Consider the following 17408-nt stretch of genomic DNA (forward strand, 5'->3'; position numbering starts at 1 on the left):
TGAACACGTTGCCAAAACGTGTTTTGAGCTTTATAATTTAGTAGAAAAGTTTTTTAGTTGAAGGAGCGTGCACCACCCGTTATGAATTTCCAGATTGTTTTAATTATCATCTTAGCAGCACTAATTGTGTTTTTATTGGTTAGACGATTCTATACACCTAAGTATATTAAAAATTTAACCCAAGAAGAATTTATTAAAGGCTATCGCAAAGCACAGCTAGTTGACGTCAGAGAGCCTAGAGAATATGACGGTGGACATATTCTAGGTGCGCGGAATATTCCAATGTCTCAAATTCGTCAACGTATCAACGAATTCCGTACGGATCAACCGATCTACATCTACTGCCAATCAGGTGCTAGAAGTAGACAAGCTGCAAGCATCATTCGCAAAAAACGTGGAAATACTGAAATTTATCAATTAAAAGATGGTTTCCGTAAATGGACAGGTAAGATTAAAAAGAAATAATGTAACGTAAACGCTCTTTCACTTAATGTGAAGGAGCGTTTTTGTAGTATAATCCATCGCTTGCTAAGACGCGGAACTCATTGTACAGTATCTTTACAAACTTGTAGGTTAAGGTGGCTTGCGAAAATGTTGGATGAGACTCGAATATTAATTGTAGAAGATGAAGTGAGTATCGCTCGTATCCTTAAGTTAGAGCTAGAACATGAAGGATACCAAACAGAAACTGCTCCAGATGGATTAAAGGCTTGGGAATTGATTCAAAGCCATTCATGGTCACTACTATTATTAGACGTGATGTTACCAGGGTTAAGTGGCATGGAAGTACTAAGACGATTACGTGATCGGAATGATCAAACTCCGGTCATTATGCTAACAGCCCGTGACACGGTGATTGATAAAGTTTCTGGTTTAGACTTAGGTGCAAACGACTATGTAACAAAACCATTTGATATTGAAGAACTTCTGGCTCGTATTCGCGTCCATTTAAGGGGAGTTCAAACACTTAAACATGAAGAGAATCGATTGAAAATTGCTGATTTAGAGATAAATACATCATCACATGAGGTCACACGAGCAAAAAAAGAGATTTCACTTACTGCTCGTGAATATGAATTGCTATTATTTTTCATCAATCACCCCCACCAAGTCCTCAGTCGTGATCAGCTCCTACAAAAAGTATGGGGGTATGATTATATGGGAGACTCCAATATTGTTGATGTGTACGTTCGATACCTCCGCCAAAAAATTGATAAGGATGTATCACATAAGCTCATTCATACCGTTCGAGGCGTAGGGTATATGCTAAAGGAAGCGAACGCATGAGGCTTCAACGTCGAATTATCGTCGTATCTACAGTCGGACTTTTTTTGATCTTATTAATCGTGAATAGTGCTGTGTATCTTTTTTTCAAACAATTTATGGAGCAATCTGAACTTACTCAGATCAAAGACCAAGGTCAGTCAATTGTTGAAACCATAGGAGATCACCAAAACCCTAGTCTATTAATGGACAATTATATCATTGGAGACGGTATGCTTCGTGTTATCCGCCCAGGCGATCACATTGAAAAGGTTCTTACAAAGTCACGTGAGTATCGACAGATCCCTACTACCTATTCCGAAAGCGAAGCATCATCGATTGTTCGTTATAATGACAAGGATTACGCAGTATATAAACAGCCTTTCATTTGGAATGATGGGACCGTTGTGACTCTAGAGTATGTAGAATCGATTTCTCACTATTCAAATGCAATGAGTCTATTGCAAACAGTACTCCTAGCTGCCTCTGTGCTGGTTTTAATTCCTTCGGTAGCTGCGAGTGTGTGGCTTAGTCGATTTATCTTAACTCCTATACGTGCATTAATTGCGACAATGAACGAAATTAGGAGCAATGGAACGTTTAAAAAAATAGACGTCTCTTCGAAAAACACAGATGAGTTAACTCAGATGCGTATCACGTTTAATCAGATGATTGACCTGCTAAAAGAAAATTTTGAAAAGCAACAGCAATTTGTTTCCGATGCTTCACATGAATTAAAAACACCACTCACTGTTATTGAAAGTTATTCCACACTGCTTAAGCGCTGGGGAAAAAAAGATCCCGCTATTCTAGATGAAGCGGTTGAAGCCATCTATTCTGAAGCACTTAGAATGCGGGGAATGACACAGCAAATGCTTGATCTAGCACAAGGAGACCAGTATTCGATTCAACCATTAACGGAACTAAATGCAATCGAAATTACACAAGAGGCAGCTGAACGATTAAGCCGATCGTTTAACCGAGATATTCACTTCGTTTCAAAAGAGCCCATTTCATTTCTTGGACAGGAGGATCTGTTTAAACAGTTGCTTTTTATCTTAATTGAAAATGCAATAAAATATAGCAAAAAAGACATTGGTATCAGGTTGTATACCAATCAAAAGTTCCTAATCCTTGAGATTGAAGACAAAGGTATTGGCATTCCTGAGAATGAGCAAACCGCTATATTTGAGCGTTTTTACCGCGTATCGGAAGATCGAAACCGAGAGTCAGGAGGCTCTGGACTCGGTCTCTCTATCGCCAAAAAGATCGTAGAGCAATTTGAAGGCACCATCCATGTTCAAAGTAAAATTGGGGTAGGATCCACTTTTATCGTGAATATTCCCTTAAGACCATGTAAGGAGGTGTCTTTGCATGATTAAACATCCCATACGAATGATTCTCTATGTAGCTGCTCTTGCTGCGATTATCTTTGTTATCTATTTATTATTTCCAGCTTCTGATTCTTCATTGACTTTAGAAGAAGCGACCGAACAGATTGAAGCTCAATATGGAAGCACACCTACTGAAATCACTTTAGACGATTCGGTTTATACTGCTGTAATTGAGCGAAAAGAGGGCCTTTATAAGGTTAAACTAAGCGAAGAGACAGGATCTATTCTTTCATTAGTTTCAATTGAAACAAATCCAGGACAACCAATAGGAGAGTTTATCTCAGCGAGTGATGCTCGGGAACTGATTTTTGAACTACTCCCTCCTTCAGCTTCCATAAAAGATTTAGAGTTACTCGAAGATGAGAATCCTCCTATTTGGCAAGCTGAGATTGAATACATGGACAGAGATGGCGACATTGATCTGCATGCAGAAACAGGAGAAGTCATTCGAAATACATTTGAAGAAGACCAGGAAACGTCTTATCTATCAGAACAAGAAGCTATAGATATTGCGCTTAAAGAAATCAATGGAATAGTAGACGATGTGGACCTTGAAGAGTCCGATGGAAGAATGGTCTATGAGGTTGAGATAGAGGATCAGGAGACAGATGAGGACGTAACGGTCGTTATCGATGCAGTAACCGGACAAATCATTCAATTTGAATATTAATCATTCTCTCATTAAATTCTAATGTTTCATTCATTCTCCTTTCATGTTGAGTTACTATACTGCATGTATAGCCAATTAATGAAAGGAAGATGAATATGAAAAAACCAATGATCTTAACATTAACAACGCTACTAGCGGTCGGAGGAACCTCAGTTGCTATTGCATCAACAGGAGCAAATGCAACAGAAACAGAGCCAACCCTGGCTTTACATTCTGAGGAGAAGCTCGTTAATGAACAGGAGGCTGCAGCTCTAGCAGAAGCCTTTATCGGCGGAAACGTGAAAGATATTGAAAAGGATGATGACGGCACCATTGAGGTTGAAGTGAAACGTGATGGTGAAGAATTTGATGTAGAGATTCTTCAGCAAACTGGCGAAATTGTAAATGTCGATGGAAACCTTTTGAAGATTGATCCTACAAATCCAGAGATCATTTCTGTAGAAGAAGCAGAAACAGCTGCAAAAAAAGCGGTAAATCAAGAGGATATCCAGAAGGTTGAACTTGAAATAGAAAACGGATTATATGTGTATGAGATTGAATTTAATGTAAATGGCGAAGATGAAGATGTTAAAATCAACGCTGAAACAGGTTCCATTGTCTCAATGGACGATGTTTTTAAAGCAAATCTCCATGAGCAAGGTGATCTAATCTCTATAGATGAAGCCAAGTCAATAGCCACTGGTGAGTTTGAACAAAAAGCAACTGTAACAGAAATTGAGCTTGATACGGATGAAGGTTTTTCTGTATACGAAATGGAACTACTAGTAGACGGTGTTGAATATGATGTTGAGATCGATGCTGTCTCAAAAGCAATCCTTAAAAATGAAAGAGATTGATTCATAACCAAAAAGAGACTGAGACAAAGACTATAAATCAACTAGAAAATGGCGAATGATTCTAAGATCGAATCATTCGCCATTCGTGTTTTTCGCATTTTAGTAAGACGAGCGGAAGGAGAACCCGAGACTCCTACGGAACAGAACGTGGTGAAGACACTGTAGCGGTGCTTTTCCCGCGGAGGGGGCTGAGGCCGTTCCGCGCGGGTGCGAGGGATTCTCCTGTAGCGGGTTTATTGCTATGTTCGTGTTTTGCTATCCACATTAATGTTCTGTCCCAACCTCTTTTTTCCTTTAACCGTTATTCAGCTTTTTGATAACGTAACACTGGTTTACGTGCAGCTAGCGTTTCATCTAAACGTCCGATCACTGTGTGATGTGGAGCTTCTTGAACGATTTCGGGATTCTCTTCTGTTTCTTTTGCAATTTGAATCATCGCTTCAATAAATTCATCTAGTGTTTCTTTTGATTCTGTCTCTGTTGGCTCAATCATCATACATTCTTCCACATTCAACGGGAAGTAGATTGTTGGTGGATGATACCCAAAATCAAGAAGTCTTTTAGCAATATCTAGTGTACGTACACCCAGCTTTTTCTGACGTTTGCCTGAGAGGACGAATTCATGTTTGCAATGCTGTGTATAAGGTAGGTCATAATGAGGAGCTAGGCGTCTCATCATGTAGTTTGCATTTAGTACAGCAAACTCAGATACTTGGCGTAAGCCTTCAGGACCCATTGTACGGATGTATGTGTACGCACGTACGTTTATTCCGTAGTTTCCGTAATAAGGCTTCACTCGGCCAATGGAGTTTGGTCGATCGTAATCAAAGTCGTAACCTTCCTCCGTTTTAACTAATAAAGGCTTCGGTAGGAATTCAATTAAGTCTTTTTTTACGCCAACAGGGCCAGATCCAGGGCCACCGCCACCATGAGGTCCAGTAAACGTCTTGTGAAGGTTTAAATGGACAACATCAAAGCCCATGTCTCCAGGTCTTGCAATCCCTAGAATGGCATTTGAATTTGCTCCATCATAGTAAAGCTTTCCACCCGCTTCGTGGATGATTGAAGCCATTTCAACGATATAGCTTTCAAACAAACCTAGCGTGTTCGGATTTGTTAACATTAAAGCTGCCGTTTCATCACTTACTACCTCACGCAAATGGGCGAGGTCCACTAACCCGTGCTCGTCCGTCCGAACAGTGATTGATTCAAACCCTGCAACTGTTGCTGAAGCTGGATTTGTACCGTGAGCTGAATCAGGTACGATGACCTTTGTACGACGAGCGTCCCCTCTTGCTTCATGGTACGCACGGATCATCATGAGTCCAGTCCATTCTCCATGTGCTCCAGCAGCTGGTTGTAAAGTAACCTCATCCATACCAGTAATCTCAGCTAGTGACGTTTGGAGGTTATGGAGTAATTCCAAAGAGCCTTGCACTTGCTTTACTGGCTGATATGGGTGAACATTCGCAAGACCATCGATACGCGCAACATCCTCATTAATCTTCGGATTGTATTTCATTGTGCATGATCCAAGCGGATAAAAACCTGAGTCCACGCCATGATTACGTTTCGATAATGCTGTGTAGTGTCGCATAATTTGAAGTTCAGACACTTCTGGTAGCTCAGGCTCCTCGACACGAATATACTCATCAGGAAGAAGAGAGCTAAGATCTACTTCAGGGATATCAAGGTCCGGCAAGCTATGTCCAACACGACCTGGTTTGCTTAATTCAAAAATCAATGCTTGATTATCTGTGCTCATTGTAATGCCCCCAATTCACTCGCAAATGCATCTAGCTCTTCTTTCGTACGTACCTCAGTTACACATAGTAACATTTGACCTTCTAGTAACTGATCGTCACGCTCCAATTCATATCCTCCAATAAACCCTTTCTCAAGAAGTTTTTCATTCACTTCTTTTACAGGTTGGTTTAATTGGATCACAAATTCATTAAATGTTGGTCCGTCATGAACAATATTAATGCCTAACCCTTTGAGCTTTGCTTTTAAGTAAGCTGCTTTTTGTACGTTTTGATACGCCATCTCTTTTACACCTTTTTTACCGATCGCCGTCATGGCAACCGATGCAGCAAGTGCATTTAATGCTTGGTTTGAGCAAATGTTCGATGTCGCTTTATCACGACGGATATGCTGTTCACGCGCTTGAAGAGTTAACACAAATCCGCGTTGCCCTTGATCATCAACCGTTTGGCCAACTAAGCGACCAGGAACCTTACGCATTAATTTCTTTGTTGTTGCAAAATACCCACAATGAGGACCACCGAATTGCATTGAAATCCCAAATGGCTGTGCATCGCCAACGACGATATCTGCACCAAATTCACCTGGTGATTTTAACAAACCGAGTGCAAGCGGATTACTCGATACAGCAAGAAGTGCCTTACCTTGATGAGTAATGGCTTCGATATCAGCTAAAGGCTCTACATGACCAAAAAAGTTTGGATATTGTACAAGAACACAAGCCGTATCATCATTATAATGCTCTTTCAAAAGATCTAAATCGGTTACTCCATTTTTTGTATCAATCTCAATCACTGTTAATCCTTGACCATATGCATTTGTTTTTAACACGTCGCGGGCTTCTGGATGAACAGCCTTTGATACTAGGATCGTTTTCTTTTTCGTATGACCACAGCTCATCATCGCCGCTTCAGCCAGTGAGGTTGGACCATCATACATTGAGGAGTTTGCAAGGTCCATTCCAGTTAATTCACAAATCATACTTTGAAATTCAAAGATAGCTTGAAGTTCTCCTTGGGAGATCTCAGGCTGATACGGTGTATATGCCGTGTAAAATTCAGAACGTGAAATCACATGATTCACAATTGATGGGATGTAATGATCGTACACACCTGCTCCTAGAAAAGAAGGTACGCTTTTCGTAGATGTATTCTTTGCTGCTAGCCCATTAAAGAATTTAATAAGTTCAGGCTCTTTTAATGCTTTTTCGATATTTAACTGCCCTTTAAAGCGGATATCACTCGGAATGTCGGCAAATAATTCTTCAATTGAGTCAACACCGATGGCTTGGAGCATCTCATCGCGATCAGTTTCTGTCATTGGTAAGTATCGGTTATTCATGTTTAACAAATCCTCCTATGGACGTGGTCGTTTGTAAAATGGAGTGCCTACAACTTCAGCTTGTATCCGCTTCTTGCGAATTTGAACCTCTACATTAGTACCAAGCTCCGTGTAACGAGTATCAAGTATGGCAAGGCCAATGTTTTTACCAAGTGTAGGAGATTGTGTACCTGTTGTTACAAATCCAATCTGCTCTTCACCTACAAATACCTCATACCCTGCTCTCGGAATGCCTTTATCAAGCATTTCAATTCCGACAAGTTTACGAGTAAGACCTTCTTCTTTTTGTTTCTTTAGTACCTCTTGTCCAATAAAAGGAACCTCTTTATTTACCTTTACAGCGAAACCAATACCGGCTTCAAGTGGTGATATATCTTTTGTTAACTCTTGTCCGTATAATGCGAGCTTCGCTTCAAAACGAAGCGTATCACGTGCACCTAGTCCACATGGCACAAGTCCTTCAGATTCTCCTGTAGAGAGAAGCTCTGTCCAAAGCTTTTGTGCATCTTCTGAAGCGACATAAAGCTCAAAACCATCTTCGCCTGTGTAACCCGTTCTAGAAAGAAGAGCATTCACTCCCGCAACCGTTACTTGGGCCTTGAAGCGGAAAGGACGGATTTCAGCAAGAGGTTCATCTGTTACTTGTTGAAGAATGGTTTCAGCTTGAGGTCCTTGAATAGCAAGTAGAGCCGTCTGATCTGACACATTTTTCATTTCAACAGAGCTAGGCTTATGTTGAATCATCCATTCCCAATCCTTATCAATATTCGAGGCATTCACAACGACAAGATAGTCGCTCGCTGATTTTCGATATACTAATAAATCATCAACGGTTCCACCATTTTCGTAGCACATTGCTGTGTAGATCGCTTGGCCGTCAACTAGCTTGGATAAGTCATTTGTAAGAAGTTTCTGTAAAAAATCGAGTGACTCTTCTCCTGTTACCTCAAATTCACCCATGTGAGATACATCAAATAGTCCTGCTTTCGTTCTAACTGCCTCATGTTCTGCTTTAATACTACTAAATTGAACAGGCAATGCCCATCCTCCAAAATCAATCGTTTTAGCTTGATAGTCCTGGTACAAATCATATATTGGGGTTTGTTTTAAGTCAGCCATGCTTCTCCTCCTGATGAACGAATAGTTTGAACTATTAAACAAAAAAGGACAGACTGATACACGATAACTTGTGTATCACCCTGTCCTTGAACCAGAAAGTTTCACTCGGCTGGTGGCCGAATTGTCTTCGTGGGTGGCTTGCATAGCAAGCTCTCTCCAGAGCTGCGTCACGTAAGAGTCTGTTTGCCTGAGAGATTCACATCACTGCTTGCTCCTTCGGCGTCGGGCCGTTTCGCCCGATCTCTCCCCTTACCTTCATCCGCAAAAAAGATTCGATTATGTTTTTTGAAATTGGTACATACTACTAATATTCATGTTGCTCTATACACTGTATATCCTATCAATAGTCACCATGTGGCGCAACGATTTTTTTAAAAAGATGTCGAACGATTTACGTTAAAAGGAGACCGCAGCTCATGACAGTTCCTATACATTTTGATGATTCATGGCGTTTAGAATTTCTTCACAGGCTTGATTCTGATGGTCAATGGGCCAGTTGGGAAAACTATTGTTTAGCCTATGAAGCTCACCACTATCAGAAAGTTGCAGATTTTCATGGTTTATTGGCTCCTGCACACTTACCTCAGCTTGAACCATTTCCTCATCAATTAGAGGTTGCTAAAACCGTCATTGAAGATATGAACGGAAAAGCCATTCTTGCGGATGAAGTAGGACTTGGCAAAACAATTGAAGCAGGTTTGATCCTAAAAGAGTATATGATTCGTGGCCTAGCTAAAAAAATCTTAATCCTAGTTCCTGCCTCTCTCGTTTCTCAGTGGGCAGTTGAATTAAATAGCAAATTTTATATTCCTGCCATCCCTCAGAAAAAATCGTATGTGTGGGAACAATGTGATGTCGTTGTCGCATCAATTGATACAGCTAAGCGACAGCCACACAGAGAAATCGTACTTAATCAGTCCTATGATCTTGTCATTATTGATGAAGCACACAAACTGAAAAACCCAAACACGAAAAACTATGAATTCATCCGCAGTCTTAAGAAAAAATTCTGTCTGCTTTTAACGGCGACACCCGTTCAAAATAAATTGGAAGAAATCTTTAATCTTGTTTCTCTTTTAAAGCCAGGTCATCTCGGAGACTTAACAAGCTTTGAAAAAGAATTCAGGTCCAATGGACGCTCTCCTAAGAATGATGAAAAGCTACGTGCATTAGTTAATAAAGTAATGGTTCGAAACCGCCGTGAGGAAACCGGAATTAAGTGGACAAAACGAATCGTTGAAACGGTTCCGATTACCTTTAGTGAAGAAGAAAGAGCGTTGTACGACGCCATTTCTCAAATGGGCGCAAATCATTTCTCTCTTCTTACACTAAAGCGTGAAATATGCTCGAGTCGTGAAGCGACATTCATGACCTTAAAAAAGCTCATTGAAAAAGCTGAAGAAGAAGGAAAAGACAATAAAGAAGCTACGGCTCTACTAGAACAAGCTGCTAAGGTTGAACGGCATGCAAAAGCTGAGAAAGCACTCGAACTCATTAAAGAAATTGATGGAAAAGTCATTATCTTTACTGAGTACCGGGCCACACAGCTTTACCTGCAATGGTATTTAAAACAAAATGGCATTGTATCTGTACCGTTCCGAGGTGGGTTTAAACGCGGGAAAAAAGATTGGATGAGAGAGCTTTTCAAAAATCATGCTCAGGTACTCATCGCAACCGAAGCCGGGGGTGAAGGAATCAACCTTCAATTCTGTAGTCACATTATAAATTACGATCTTCCTTGGAACCCAATGAGAATTGAACAACGCATAGGGCGTATTCACCGATTAGGCCAGCAGCATGATGTACGCATCTACAACTTTGCTGTTCAAAATACAGTTGAACAAAAAATACTCGACCTACTTTATGACAAAATTCACTTGTTTGAAAAAGTCATTGGGCAATTGGATGAAATTTTAACACGTATTCAACTACCGAACATCGATGAATATGTGAAGGATGTGATTTTACATTCTGATTCCGAAGGCGAGGTCAATATCAAACTGTCTCATCTTGCATCGGTCATGAATGATGCTGCGAAGGAAAGCGAAGACGAAAACGAGGAGGGGTATCATGAATCAGTCCGAAGTTCGTAAGTATGTAGAACGATATTTTGAAGCCAATGACTGTCCTCCAGTCGAGCGCCAATCTGACTTCTTAACTGTACAATTGTCTATTGATATGGATAAGTTACTCATGAACCGTCCCTTTTACTGGCATTACTTAGAAAAAACAGGCGGTTCCCCTAATCCAATGAAAATGACACTTATTACAGAATCTACGCCCAATACAAAAGAAATGAAGGGAGAGTATATTCACTTTGGCTCTCCTCGTCTTCATCAACTATTTCAATCTACAAAATCGCTCGGATCTTATATTAGAATGTACGAGGATGTTCATGTTAGTCGCGTTCAATCGACCCCACTTCAGCCTTGGATCAACGTAAACGCAAAAGTATCTTTCCAATGTGATCGAAAAAAGGATGTCATTTTATCATTAGGACTAAATCTTATTCACGGACAGATCGTTACTGATTTTCATACGAAGATGATGGAAATTCCTCTCACGCCCAAGCTTCCGGATTATTGTTTTACGATGGCCTCCCTGATTAAGCCTGCCAGCGGCCTCATTCGTTTACAAAAAATGATACAAACCTTCGCTAATAATGAGCCAGATGATTGGGCTATTCAAGCGAGACAACGGTGGCAGCAAGATGAAGAGTTACTTGAAAGTTTTTATGAAGAATACGAAGAGAAACCAGAAAGCTATCAGTTAGAAAAAGAGGCGCTCCGAGAACAATACGAACCTCGCATTGAAGTGGAAATGATTAACGGGGGACTTTTCTTCTTACAGCAGCAAGTATTCACACAAAAAAATGGACATTCCGCAAATTAAGGGAATGTCCATTTTCATTTAATGAGTGCTTACTGGTGCTCCTTCTCCAGTTGTAATTAATGAGTACAATGTCATAACGGAGAAAAACCCAAAAACTAAAACTGTTACAAACGAGAATCCTACAGCAAACAAGTTCATCCGTTTCATTTCACGAATTCCACCAATCACTGCAAGGATCGTGATAATTAAGAACACGATGGCAAGAAACAAATTGACTTCCTCCTTCCACTTACTTCGTACCATTCACAGACGTGAATGTTTTGAACACTCCCAAGAAAACAGTTATGATACGTATATATCATTATTTTCATGAGGAGGATCAACATGACTTGGACCCAACTTCCACTCGGACCTATTCAAACAAACGCGTACATTTTAAAAAATTCTAAAGGGGACGCACTTATTTTTGATCCAGGTGGCGACGCAGACACTTTACTTCAATGGTTACAGGATAAACAAATTACACCCCTCGCCATTTTACTAACACATGCTCACTTTGATCACATTGGAGCTGTTGACGCCGTTCGTGATGCGTACTCCATTCCAGTATATCTTCATAAGAACGAAGAAAATTGGCTTGAGGATCCTGAACTGAACAGGTCCACTGCATTTCTTGGTCGAACGAAGGTAACAGCCAGACCAGCAGAACAGATCCTCCATGGCGAACAATCGCTACACATTGGTTCGTTTTCTTGCAGCGTATTAGAGACACCAGGTCATTCACCTGGAAGCGTATCCTTTTATTTTGAAAATGAGGGCATTGTCTTCTCAGGAGATGCATTGTTCGCAAGCAGTATTGGTCGAACAGATCTACCAGGTGGAAACCATCAACAGCTTCTAGAAAGCATCCATTCAAAGTTAATGGACTTGCCTGAGGAGACCATCGTGGCATGCGGTCATGGTCCTACTACCACCATTCTAAGAGAAATGGATTCAAACCCTTTCTTAAACGCTCTGTAATGAATCAACCGGCGGGGCTTCTCGAGTGAGAAGCGCTCCGTTTTTTTTAGTGGTGTCCTCCAAAGCTTGGGACAAGAACAAACGTTGAGTAATACGTAAAGCCAACAAAAAAGATTGTTAAATACGCGCCAAATATGTAGATATATACTCGCTCTGATAAATACAAATAACTTAAAGCAAGCAGGATCGCTGTCTGAGCAAAGAAAAGTAAAGCCATACTATGCATGTCTCCAGCAAAAAACAGTACAGCAAAAATCCCTGTCCAAAAAGCGAGTACACGATACATCCGTTCCATATGCTGTGCCTCCTTCATTAATGTATGCGATTACTAATGATTGCTTCTCTATTATATACCCTAATTTTCCCGTTTGTAAATGCTTTCGCCGCTTCTCATTTTGGAATGTTGGAAGCGGCGTCAGTTTAACGATTCTTTCTATTTCCTACGAAAAAACCATCCAATTGCCATCGGTATAATCCCAAACGCCCGAAAAGATAAAGATGCACGGGCTGTCTTACGCTGTTTTCGTTCTTCCTTCCGAAGCGTTGTAGGCTTATCCATCTGGATGACAGCCTGCTGAGTTATAAACTTCACTAAGTCCTGTAAAGACAAGCAATCACTTCCCCGTACTTTTACCCATAGTGTGCCCCATTCCCCATGTTTAAATCAGTCCATATCTTGAAAATATGTGACGGTTTCAGTTATCGTATTGTAATGCAGAATAGACCATCTTTTATGGTCCTCCCCAATTCTAGCGTATAACTCCACTTGAAGATTTACGTCAGATTGTCCAATCATCGTAAACGTGACTGAACCCACTTCATAATGAATCGTATCCTCTTTTGGTTGCTGTACAAAGTCAATAACTGCCATTTGCATAAGATGATCCATCTGCATAAGCTTCTCCTGTTCAAAAACAAAGCGTTTCTCTGCCTCATACAGTTGAATAGCATATAAACAAGAAAGTGTCAGTATCGCTACGAGTAGCAATGTAACAGGATACGCAACTCCCTTTTCGCTATTCTTCATTCTTTGTCACCTTGCTAAACAAACTACTCATGGAACGCTCAAACACATAACCATGCTTCATGATTGTTACACAGCTTAATCGCTCTAGCTCATCCATCTCACATGTAAAGGATTGAACGGAATCCAGCATTGGGACATAACCTCTTCCTTGGACGCGCCTGTAAATGGATTCAGAGGAAAGATCGTAACGGACTTCTTCCTCATTTATCAATAAACTTAAGCTATTTTCCGTAGCGACGATCCCCTCAGATCCTCGCACCTCTGAATGTAACTGATTATAAAAGACTTGTAACTCAAAGCTTGAATCGTGCTTATAAAAAGGGGACCATGCAATGGATGTGACAATAAGAGGAAGGACACTAACAATTAGAAGCGTTAAACCAAACGCAATAGATGCTTCGAGGAGAGTAAAACCTTTTTCATTTTTTAGTATAAAGACAGCTTTCGTAATCTCTTAAATTCGCCCCTTCCCACATTAGACAAAATTGAGTTGAACCATCAGCAATGACTTCTTGCTTAAATTGATAGAGCGAGTGACTGAAGGATGCTGGAGCGTGACCGTGTGTAAATGAAAGTGCATAATCTTCAAGCAGATATAACGCTTCTTCCTGTTGTTTAATCACTACTCTTTCTTGATGAATCTTTATGAGTACAGGAAGTATAAACGTTACGAGGATCGACAAGAGTACAAGAGAAATCATGACTTCAATTAATGTGAAGCCATTACATTTGCTTTGAATATCGAATTCTCCCCTTTCCAAGATGGAGAGTGTATACATATTGCTGATGATTAGTTCGTAAAAGAACGGTCCCGGCATATCGAGGGTTTCCGTTACGATTAAAGACAACTGAGGACCCAGTTAATGACAAAGGTCTAATCTGCATGTCACTCGTGGCATAAGGTCGTATAAGATACGAGTCCCAATTAAAAAGGCGAATCTGATAGGCATTTGCTAAAGGTTGCACAACGATTGTTTCTCCTCTAGCCATTGCCAATTGCTGAGCTAATACGAAGTCCTGTTTTAACTGCCAGGAAACATACTCTGATTCATGATATTCTCGTACATTAGAAAACGTAATTAAAGGTAGGACAGTGAGGACAGAAAGGAGGGTGAGTGTAATGAGCATCTCAATTAACGTATAACCTTGCTCATTCATTAAGAGGGCTTTATGACAACAAGTTGGTTGTTTAGCTCTAACTGGTCACCATTTGGGCAGCTACCTTGATCTGCATATCCTCCCTCTACTAAATCACTAATGGATGCCGGAGCTTTTTTCTCTTCAAGCTGATAGACTGAGACCTGGGACTGAAGTAATTTCACCGTTGCTTCACACCCTTTGTCATTCGCAACTTCATTGTTTTTTGTCATATTAGGGATGGCAATTAAAAGAAGAATGGAGATAATCATTAACACAACTAACATTTCAACAAGCGTAAATCCTTTTTTACAACGTAACCATTTCTTGATCATATAATCGCTCCTTTTTTTTGGGGGGAATGGAGCTGTGGGATGATTATGAGGAAGAAAAAATTCTAATAACGAACCTCCTTTCGTGTATATACCTTAGTATTAGACATTCATTAGCCTCTCTCCTTCTATTTAAAAAGAAAGATTTCTTTTTTGTACATATTCTAATACACTATAAATGTAAGCGTATTCATAATAGAAGAGAGGGGATTTTGAGATGATCACTTTTTTAATTGGAATCATACTTTTAATCTTGGGTTACTTTACTTATGGTAAAGTGGTAGAACGAATTTTTGGAATAAAAAAAGAACGTCCTACGCCTGCTTACGTTAATGCAGATAACGTAGATTATGTACCAATGAGCACGCCTAAAAATTCGTTAATTCAATTACTAAATATTGCAGGAACTGGACCGGTCTTTGGTCCGATTATGGGTGCTTTATATGGTCCCGTCGCTTTTATTTGGATTGTCGTTGGCTGTATCTTCGCAGGAGCTGTGCATGATTATCTTACTGGAATGATTTCCATCCGTAACAAGGGAGCACACCTGCCCGCTTTAGCCAGTAAGTTTCTTGGGAACACCATGAAACATGTTGTAAATGGTTTTGCTGTATTACTACTTCTTTTAGTCGGAACCGTTTTTGTATCAACACCAGCGAGTTTACTTCATTTATTAATGGATGGTCGAGTTGCTTTAGGTTTAATCATTTCAGCCATTTTTATATACTATGTATTAGCAACTGTCTTACCAGTAGATAAAATCATCGGTCGAGTCTACCCTTATTTCGGTGCCCTCTTACTGATAGGCACTGGTGGAGTTGCAATCATGATGCTTGTGAGAGGTGCTCCAATTCCAGAGCTTTCATTTTCTAACTTTCACCCTGATCAGCTACCTATCATGCCACTTATCTTTTTCACCATCACGTGTGGAGCCCTCTCAGGATTCCATGCTACACAAACACCTATCATCTCCCGTACAACAAAAAATGAAACACAAGGGCGCAAAATATTTTATGGAATGATGATTGCAGAAGGCATTATTGCCATGATTTGGGCTGCTGCTGCGATGAGCTTAGTCAATGGATATGGTGGTTTAAATGAAATGCTAGCTGCTGGCGGTCCAGGAGCTGTCGTCAATGAAGTATCCACTCTATTATTAGGAGCGATTGGTGGTACCATTGCCGTTTTAGGTGTTGTTGTGCTTCCCATTACATCAGGTGATACAGCCTTTCGAAGCGCACGGATGATTATAGCCGAATACTTTAACATCGCTCAACGAAAAATTTCTAAGCGTTTCCTTATAGCGATTCCCCTCTTTTTACTTTCGGTTGGACTAACACAAATTGATTTTAATATTTTGTGGAGATACTTCAGTTGGGCCAACCAAGCTACTGCAGTGATTGCTTTATTCGTGGGAGCCATGTATTTGTATATCGCTAACAAAAATTATTGGATCGCCCTTGTTCCGGGTAGCTTTATGCTCATAATGGTCATCACCTATATTTTGAACGCCCAAATAGGATTCAGACTACCTATGTCCGCATCCTGGATTGGAGGAGTTATCGGATCGGCCATCCTTATAAGCTTATTCTTTCGCTCTGCCAAGATCTCGCGTTCAAAAAACCTTCCTTTAGAAATAGACGTTTCAGATTGGAAAAAGGATTCTGCTTAACCTTCATATGAAAAAAACCTTGATTTTATAAAATAAAATCAAGGTTTTTTAGTGATGCGGGTGAAGGGACTTGAACCCCCACGTCATAAGACACTAGATCCTAAATCTAGCGCGTCTGCCAATTCCGCCACACCCGCGTATTTAATTTTCTTCAAAATGGCGGAGAAGGAGGGATTTGAACCCTCGCGCCGCTTACACGACCTACACCCTTAGCAGGGGCGCCCCTTCAGCCACTTGGGTACTTCTCCAAGAGTCAAAAAGCATAGCTCTTATCTTAATGAAGAGTATGATGGGCCTGAGTGGACTCGAACCACCGACCTCACGCTTATCAGGCGTGCGCTCTAACCAGCTGAGCTACAGGCCCATACTCTAGAAAGCGGGTGATGAGAATCGAACTCACATCATCAGCTTGGAAGGCTGAGGTTTTACCACTAAACTACACCCGCATATTCACAAACATCTTAATTATTCGCATACATAGTACAGCGAAGCGGAAGACGAGATTCGAACTCGCGACCCCCACCTTGGCAAGGTGGTGTTCTACCACTGAACTACTTCCGCAAAATGGCTGGGCTACCTGGGATCGAACCAGGGAATGACGGAATCAAAATCCGTTGCCTTACCGCTTGGCTATAGCCCATCAACCAAAAAAGTAATTGCGGGGGAAGGATTTGAACCTTCGACCTTCGGGTTATGAGCCCGACGAGCTACCAGACTGCTCCACCCCGCGACGTTATAAAGTTAATAAAAATGGAGGAGGAAGAGGGATTCGAACCCCCGCGCGGTTTGACCCGCCTGTCGGTTTTCAAGACCGATCCCTTCAGCCAGACTTGGGTATTCCTCCGAGATAAAAAAGTATAAAAGTGGAGCCTAGCGGGATCGAACCGCTGACCTCCTGCGTGCAAGGCAGGCGCTCTCCCAGCTGAGCTAAGGCCCCTCGTTGGTCATGTGTGTTGCTATGTATTTCGTTAGTGTTTCGCTGTCGTTCCGAATAACTATCG

Annotated in this window: 20 protein-coding genes, 9 tRNA genes, 1 pseudogene and 1 riboswitch; of the genes and pseudogenes, 9 read left to right on the top strand and 21 right to left on the bottom strand. The window is 40.9% G+C overall.

The annotated features are described in order from the left end of the window. The first annotated feature begins 81 nt into the window (after positions 1-81). The 5 genes from JNO66_RS18630 (at position 82) to JNO66_RS18650 (ending at position 4163) form a co-directional block, all read left to right on the top strand. Entirely contained in the window at positions 82-465 is a 384-nt protein-coding gene (locus JNO66_RS18630; protein WP_203090718.1) for a rhodanese-like domain-containing protein, read from the top strand. 126 nt (positions 466-591) lie between these two features. Continuing rightward, positions 592-1287 (top strand): response regulator transcription factor, encoded by a 696-nt coding sequence (locus tag JNO66_RS18635; RefSeq protein ID WP_444546285.1) that lies wholly within the window; start codon positions 592-594, stop codon positions 1285-1287. Then, positions 1284-2645, top strand: coding sequence for a sensor histidine kinase (locus tag JNO66_RS18640; RefSeq protein WP_203090719.1), 1362 nt, complete (start codon positions 1284-1286; stop codon positions 2643-2645). Before JNO66_RS18635 ends, JNO66_RS18640 begins: the two co-directional genes overlap by 4 nt. Beyond that, complete coding sequence (locus tag JNO66_RS18645) at positions 2638-3327, top strand: PepSY domain-containing protein (RefSeq protein WP_203090720.1); 690 nt, start codon at positions 2638-2640, stop codon at positions 3325-3327. Before JNO66_RS18640 ends, JNO66_RS18645 begins: the two co-directional genes overlap by 8 nt. 95 nt (positions 3328-3422) lie before the next feature. After that, positions 3423-4163, top strand: a complete 741-nt coding sequence (locus JNO66_RS18650; RefSeq protein ID WP_203090721.1) for a PepSY domain-containing protein — start codon at positions 3423-3425, stop codon at positions 4161-4163. A 301-nt stretch (positions 4164-4464) separates the two neighbouring features. Here JNO66_RS18650 and gcvPB read toward each other — a convergent pair whose 3' ends face one another. Genes gcvPB through gcvT form a run of 3 tightly spaced genes read right to left on the bottom strand, consistent with a single transcriptional unit; the run spans position 4465 to position 8387 of the window. Next, entirely contained in the window at positions 4465-5928 is a 1464-nt protein-coding gene (gcvPB, locus tag JNO66_RS18655) for an aminomethyl-transferring glycine dehydrogenase subunit GcvPB (RefSeq protein WP_203090722.1), read from the bottom strand. Further along, positions 5925-7268: an aminomethyl-transferring glycine dehydrogenase subunit GcvPA gene (gene gcvPA, locus JNO66_RS18660; RefSeq protein WP_203090723.1), complete on the bottom strand. Its 1344-nt coding sequence runs from the start codon at positions 7266-7268 to the stop codon at positions 5925-5927. The genes gcvPB and gcvPA overlap by 4 nt, the downstream gene beginning before the upstream one ends. A gap of 15 nt (positions 7269-7283) precedes the next feature. Continuing rightward, entirely contained in the window at positions 7284-8387 is a 1104-nt protein-coding gene (gene gcvT / locus JNO66_RS18665) for a glycine cleavage system aminomethyltransferase GcvT (RefSeq protein ID WP_203090724.1), read from the bottom strand. Positions 8388-8552: 165 nt separating this feature from the next. Continuing rightward, positions 8553-8646, bottom strand: a riboswitch (glycine riboswitch). 157 nt (positions 8647-8803) lie between these two features. On the opposite strand from gcvT, the gene JNO66_RS18670 reads away from it, so the two are divergent. Both JNO66_RS18670 and JNO66_RS18675 read left to right on the top strand, forming a co-directional pair. Further along, positions 8804-10480 carry a DEAD/DEAH box helicase gene (locus JNO66_RS18670; RefSeq protein ID WP_203090725.1) on the top strand — a complete coding sequence of 559 codons (1677 nt, stop codon included), beginning with the start codon at positions 8804-8806 and terminating at the stop codon, positions 10478-10480. Then, positions 10458-11279: a YqhG family protein gene (locus JNO66_RS18675; protein ID WP_203090726.1), complete on the top strand. Its 822-nt coding sequence runs from the start codon at positions 10458-10460 to the stop codon at positions 11277-11279. Before JNO66_RS18670 ends, JNO66_RS18675 begins: the two co-directional genes overlap by 23 nt. Positions 11280-11297: 18 nt before the next feature. Here JNO66_RS18675 and JNO66_RS18680 read toward each other — a convergent pair whose 3' ends face one another. Further along, the gene (locus JNO66_RS18680; protein WP_203090727.1) at positions 11298-11489 is read right to left on the bottom strand and encodes a DUF2759 domain-containing protein; all 192 of its coding nucleotides are present in this window, start codon (positions 11487-11489) and stop codon (positions 11298-11300) included. A gap of 114 nt (positions 11490-11603) precedes the next feature. Between JNO66_RS18680 and JNO66_RS18685 the strand changes: the two genes are divergently transcribed. Then, positions 11604-12239: an MBL fold metallo-hydrolase gene (locus JNO66_RS18685; RefSeq protein ID WP_203090728.1), complete on the top strand. Its 636-nt coding sequence runs from the start codon at positions 11604-11606 to the stop codon at positions 12237-12239. Between the two features lie 46 nt (positions 12240-12285). Here JNO66_RS18685 and JNO66_RS18690 read toward each other — a convergent pair whose 3' ends face one another. The 8 genes and pseudogenes from JNO66_RS18690 to comGC form a co-directional block, all read right to left on the bottom strand. Further along, complete coding sequence (locus JNO66_RS18690) at positions 12286-12534, bottom strand: DUF2626 domain-containing protein (protein WP_203090729.1); 249 nt, start codon at positions 12532-12534, stop codon at positions 12286-12288. Positions 12535-12672: 138 nt separating this feature from the next. After that, positions 12673-12849 carry a YqzE family protein gene (locus JNO66_RS18695; protein ID WP_203090730.1) on the bottom strand — a complete coding sequence of 59 codons (177 nt, stop codon included), beginning with the start codon at positions 12847-12849 and terminating at the stop codon, positions 12673-12675. Positions 12850-12903: 54 nt separating this feature from the next. Next, on the bottom strand, positions 12904-13266 hold the full coding sequence (comGG, locus tag JNO66_RS18700) for a competence type IV pilus minor pilin ComGG (protein WP_203090731.1): 363 nt from the start codon (positions 13264-13266) through the stop codon (positions 12904-12906). Beyond that, entirely contained in the window at positions 13256-13717 is a 462-nt protein-coding gene (locus JNO66_RS18705) for a ComGF family competence protein (protein ID WP_203090775.1), read from the bottom strand. Before JNO66_RS18705 ends, comGG begins: the two co-directional genes overlap by 11 nt. Beyond that, positions 13686-13889: a hypothetical protein gene (locus tag JNO66_RS18710; RefSeq protein ID WP_246483363.1), complete on the bottom strand. Its 204-nt coding sequence runs from the start codon at positions 13887-13889 to the stop codon at positions 13686-13688. The genes JNO66_RS18705 and JNO66_RS18710 overlap by 32 nt, the downstream gene beginning before the upstream one ends. 21 nt (positions 13890-13910) lie before the next feature. Further along, positions 13911-14045, bottom strand: a pseudogene (locus tag JNO66_RS21010) (type II secretion system protein); the annotation flags it as partial. After that, a complete protein-coding gene (gene comGD / locus JNO66_RS18715) occupies positions 13990-14424 on the bottom strand; it encodes a competence type IV pilus minor pilin ComGD (protein ID WP_203090733.1) in 435 nt (144 codons plus the stop codon). The pseudogene JNO66_RS21010 and the gene comGD, both read right to left, overlap by 56 nt. Then, a complete protein-coding gene (gene comGC / locus JNO66_RS18720; RefSeq protein WP_203090734.1) occupies positions 14424-14738 on the bottom strand; it encodes a competence type IV pilus major pilin ComGC in 315 nt (104 codons plus the stop codon). The genes comGD and comGC overlap by 1 nt, the downstream gene beginning before the upstream one ends. Before the next feature lie 214 nt (positions 14739-14952). On the opposite strand from comGC, the gene JNO66_RS18725 reads away from it, so the two are divergent. Further along, entirely contained in the window at positions 14953-16407 is a 1455-nt protein-coding gene (locus JNO66_RS18725) for a carbon starvation CstA family protein (RefSeq protein WP_203090735.1), read from the top strand. Positions 16408-16462: 55 nt separating this feature from the next. Here JNO66_RS18725 and JNO66_RS18730 read toward each other — a convergent pair. The 9 genes from JNO66_RS18730 to JNO66_RS18770 all read right to left on the bottom strand — a co-directional run bounded on the left by JNO66_RS18730 (position 16463) and on the right by JNO66_RS18770 (position 17344). Continuing rightward, positions 16463-16544, bottom strand: a tRNA-Leu gene (locus JNO66_RS18730). Between the two features lie 20 nt (positions 16545-16564). Further along, positions 16565-16655: transfer RNA gene (locus JNO66_RS18735), tRNA-Ser, on the bottom strand. A 42-nt stretch (positions 16656-16697) separates the two neighbouring features. Beyond that, positions 16698-16771 (bottom strand) — tRNA-Ile (locus JNO66_RS18740). Positions 16772-16782: 11 nt separating this feature from the next. Continuing rightward, positions 16783-16853 (bottom strand) — tRNA-Gly (locus tag JNO66_RS18745). A 43-nt stretch (positions 16854-16896) separates the two neighbouring features. After that, positions 16897-16968: transfer RNA gene (locus JNO66_RS18750), tRNA-Gly, on the bottom strand. A 4-nt stretch (positions 16969-16972) separates the two neighbouring features. Beyond that, positions 16973-17047, bottom strand: a tRNA-Gln gene (locus JNO66_RS18755). Positions 17048-17063: 16 nt separating this feature from the next. Next, positions 17064-17137: transfer RNA gene (locus JNO66_RS18760), tRNA-Met, on the bottom strand. Positions 17138-17158: 21 nt separating this feature from the next. Then, positions 17159-17251: transfer RNA gene (locus tag JNO66_RS18765), tRNA-Ser, on the bottom strand. Between the two features lie 20 nt (positions 17252-17271). After that, positions 17272-17344: transfer RNA gene (locus JNO66_RS18770), tRNA-Ala, on the bottom strand. Positions 17345-17408 lie beyond the last annotated feature (64 nt).

The organism is Alkalicoccobacillus gibsonii, assembly GCF_016798245.1.
Classification (GTDB): Bacteria; Bacillota; Bacilli; order Bacillales; family Bacillaceae_D; genus Alkalicoccobacillus; species Alkalicoccobacillus gibsonii.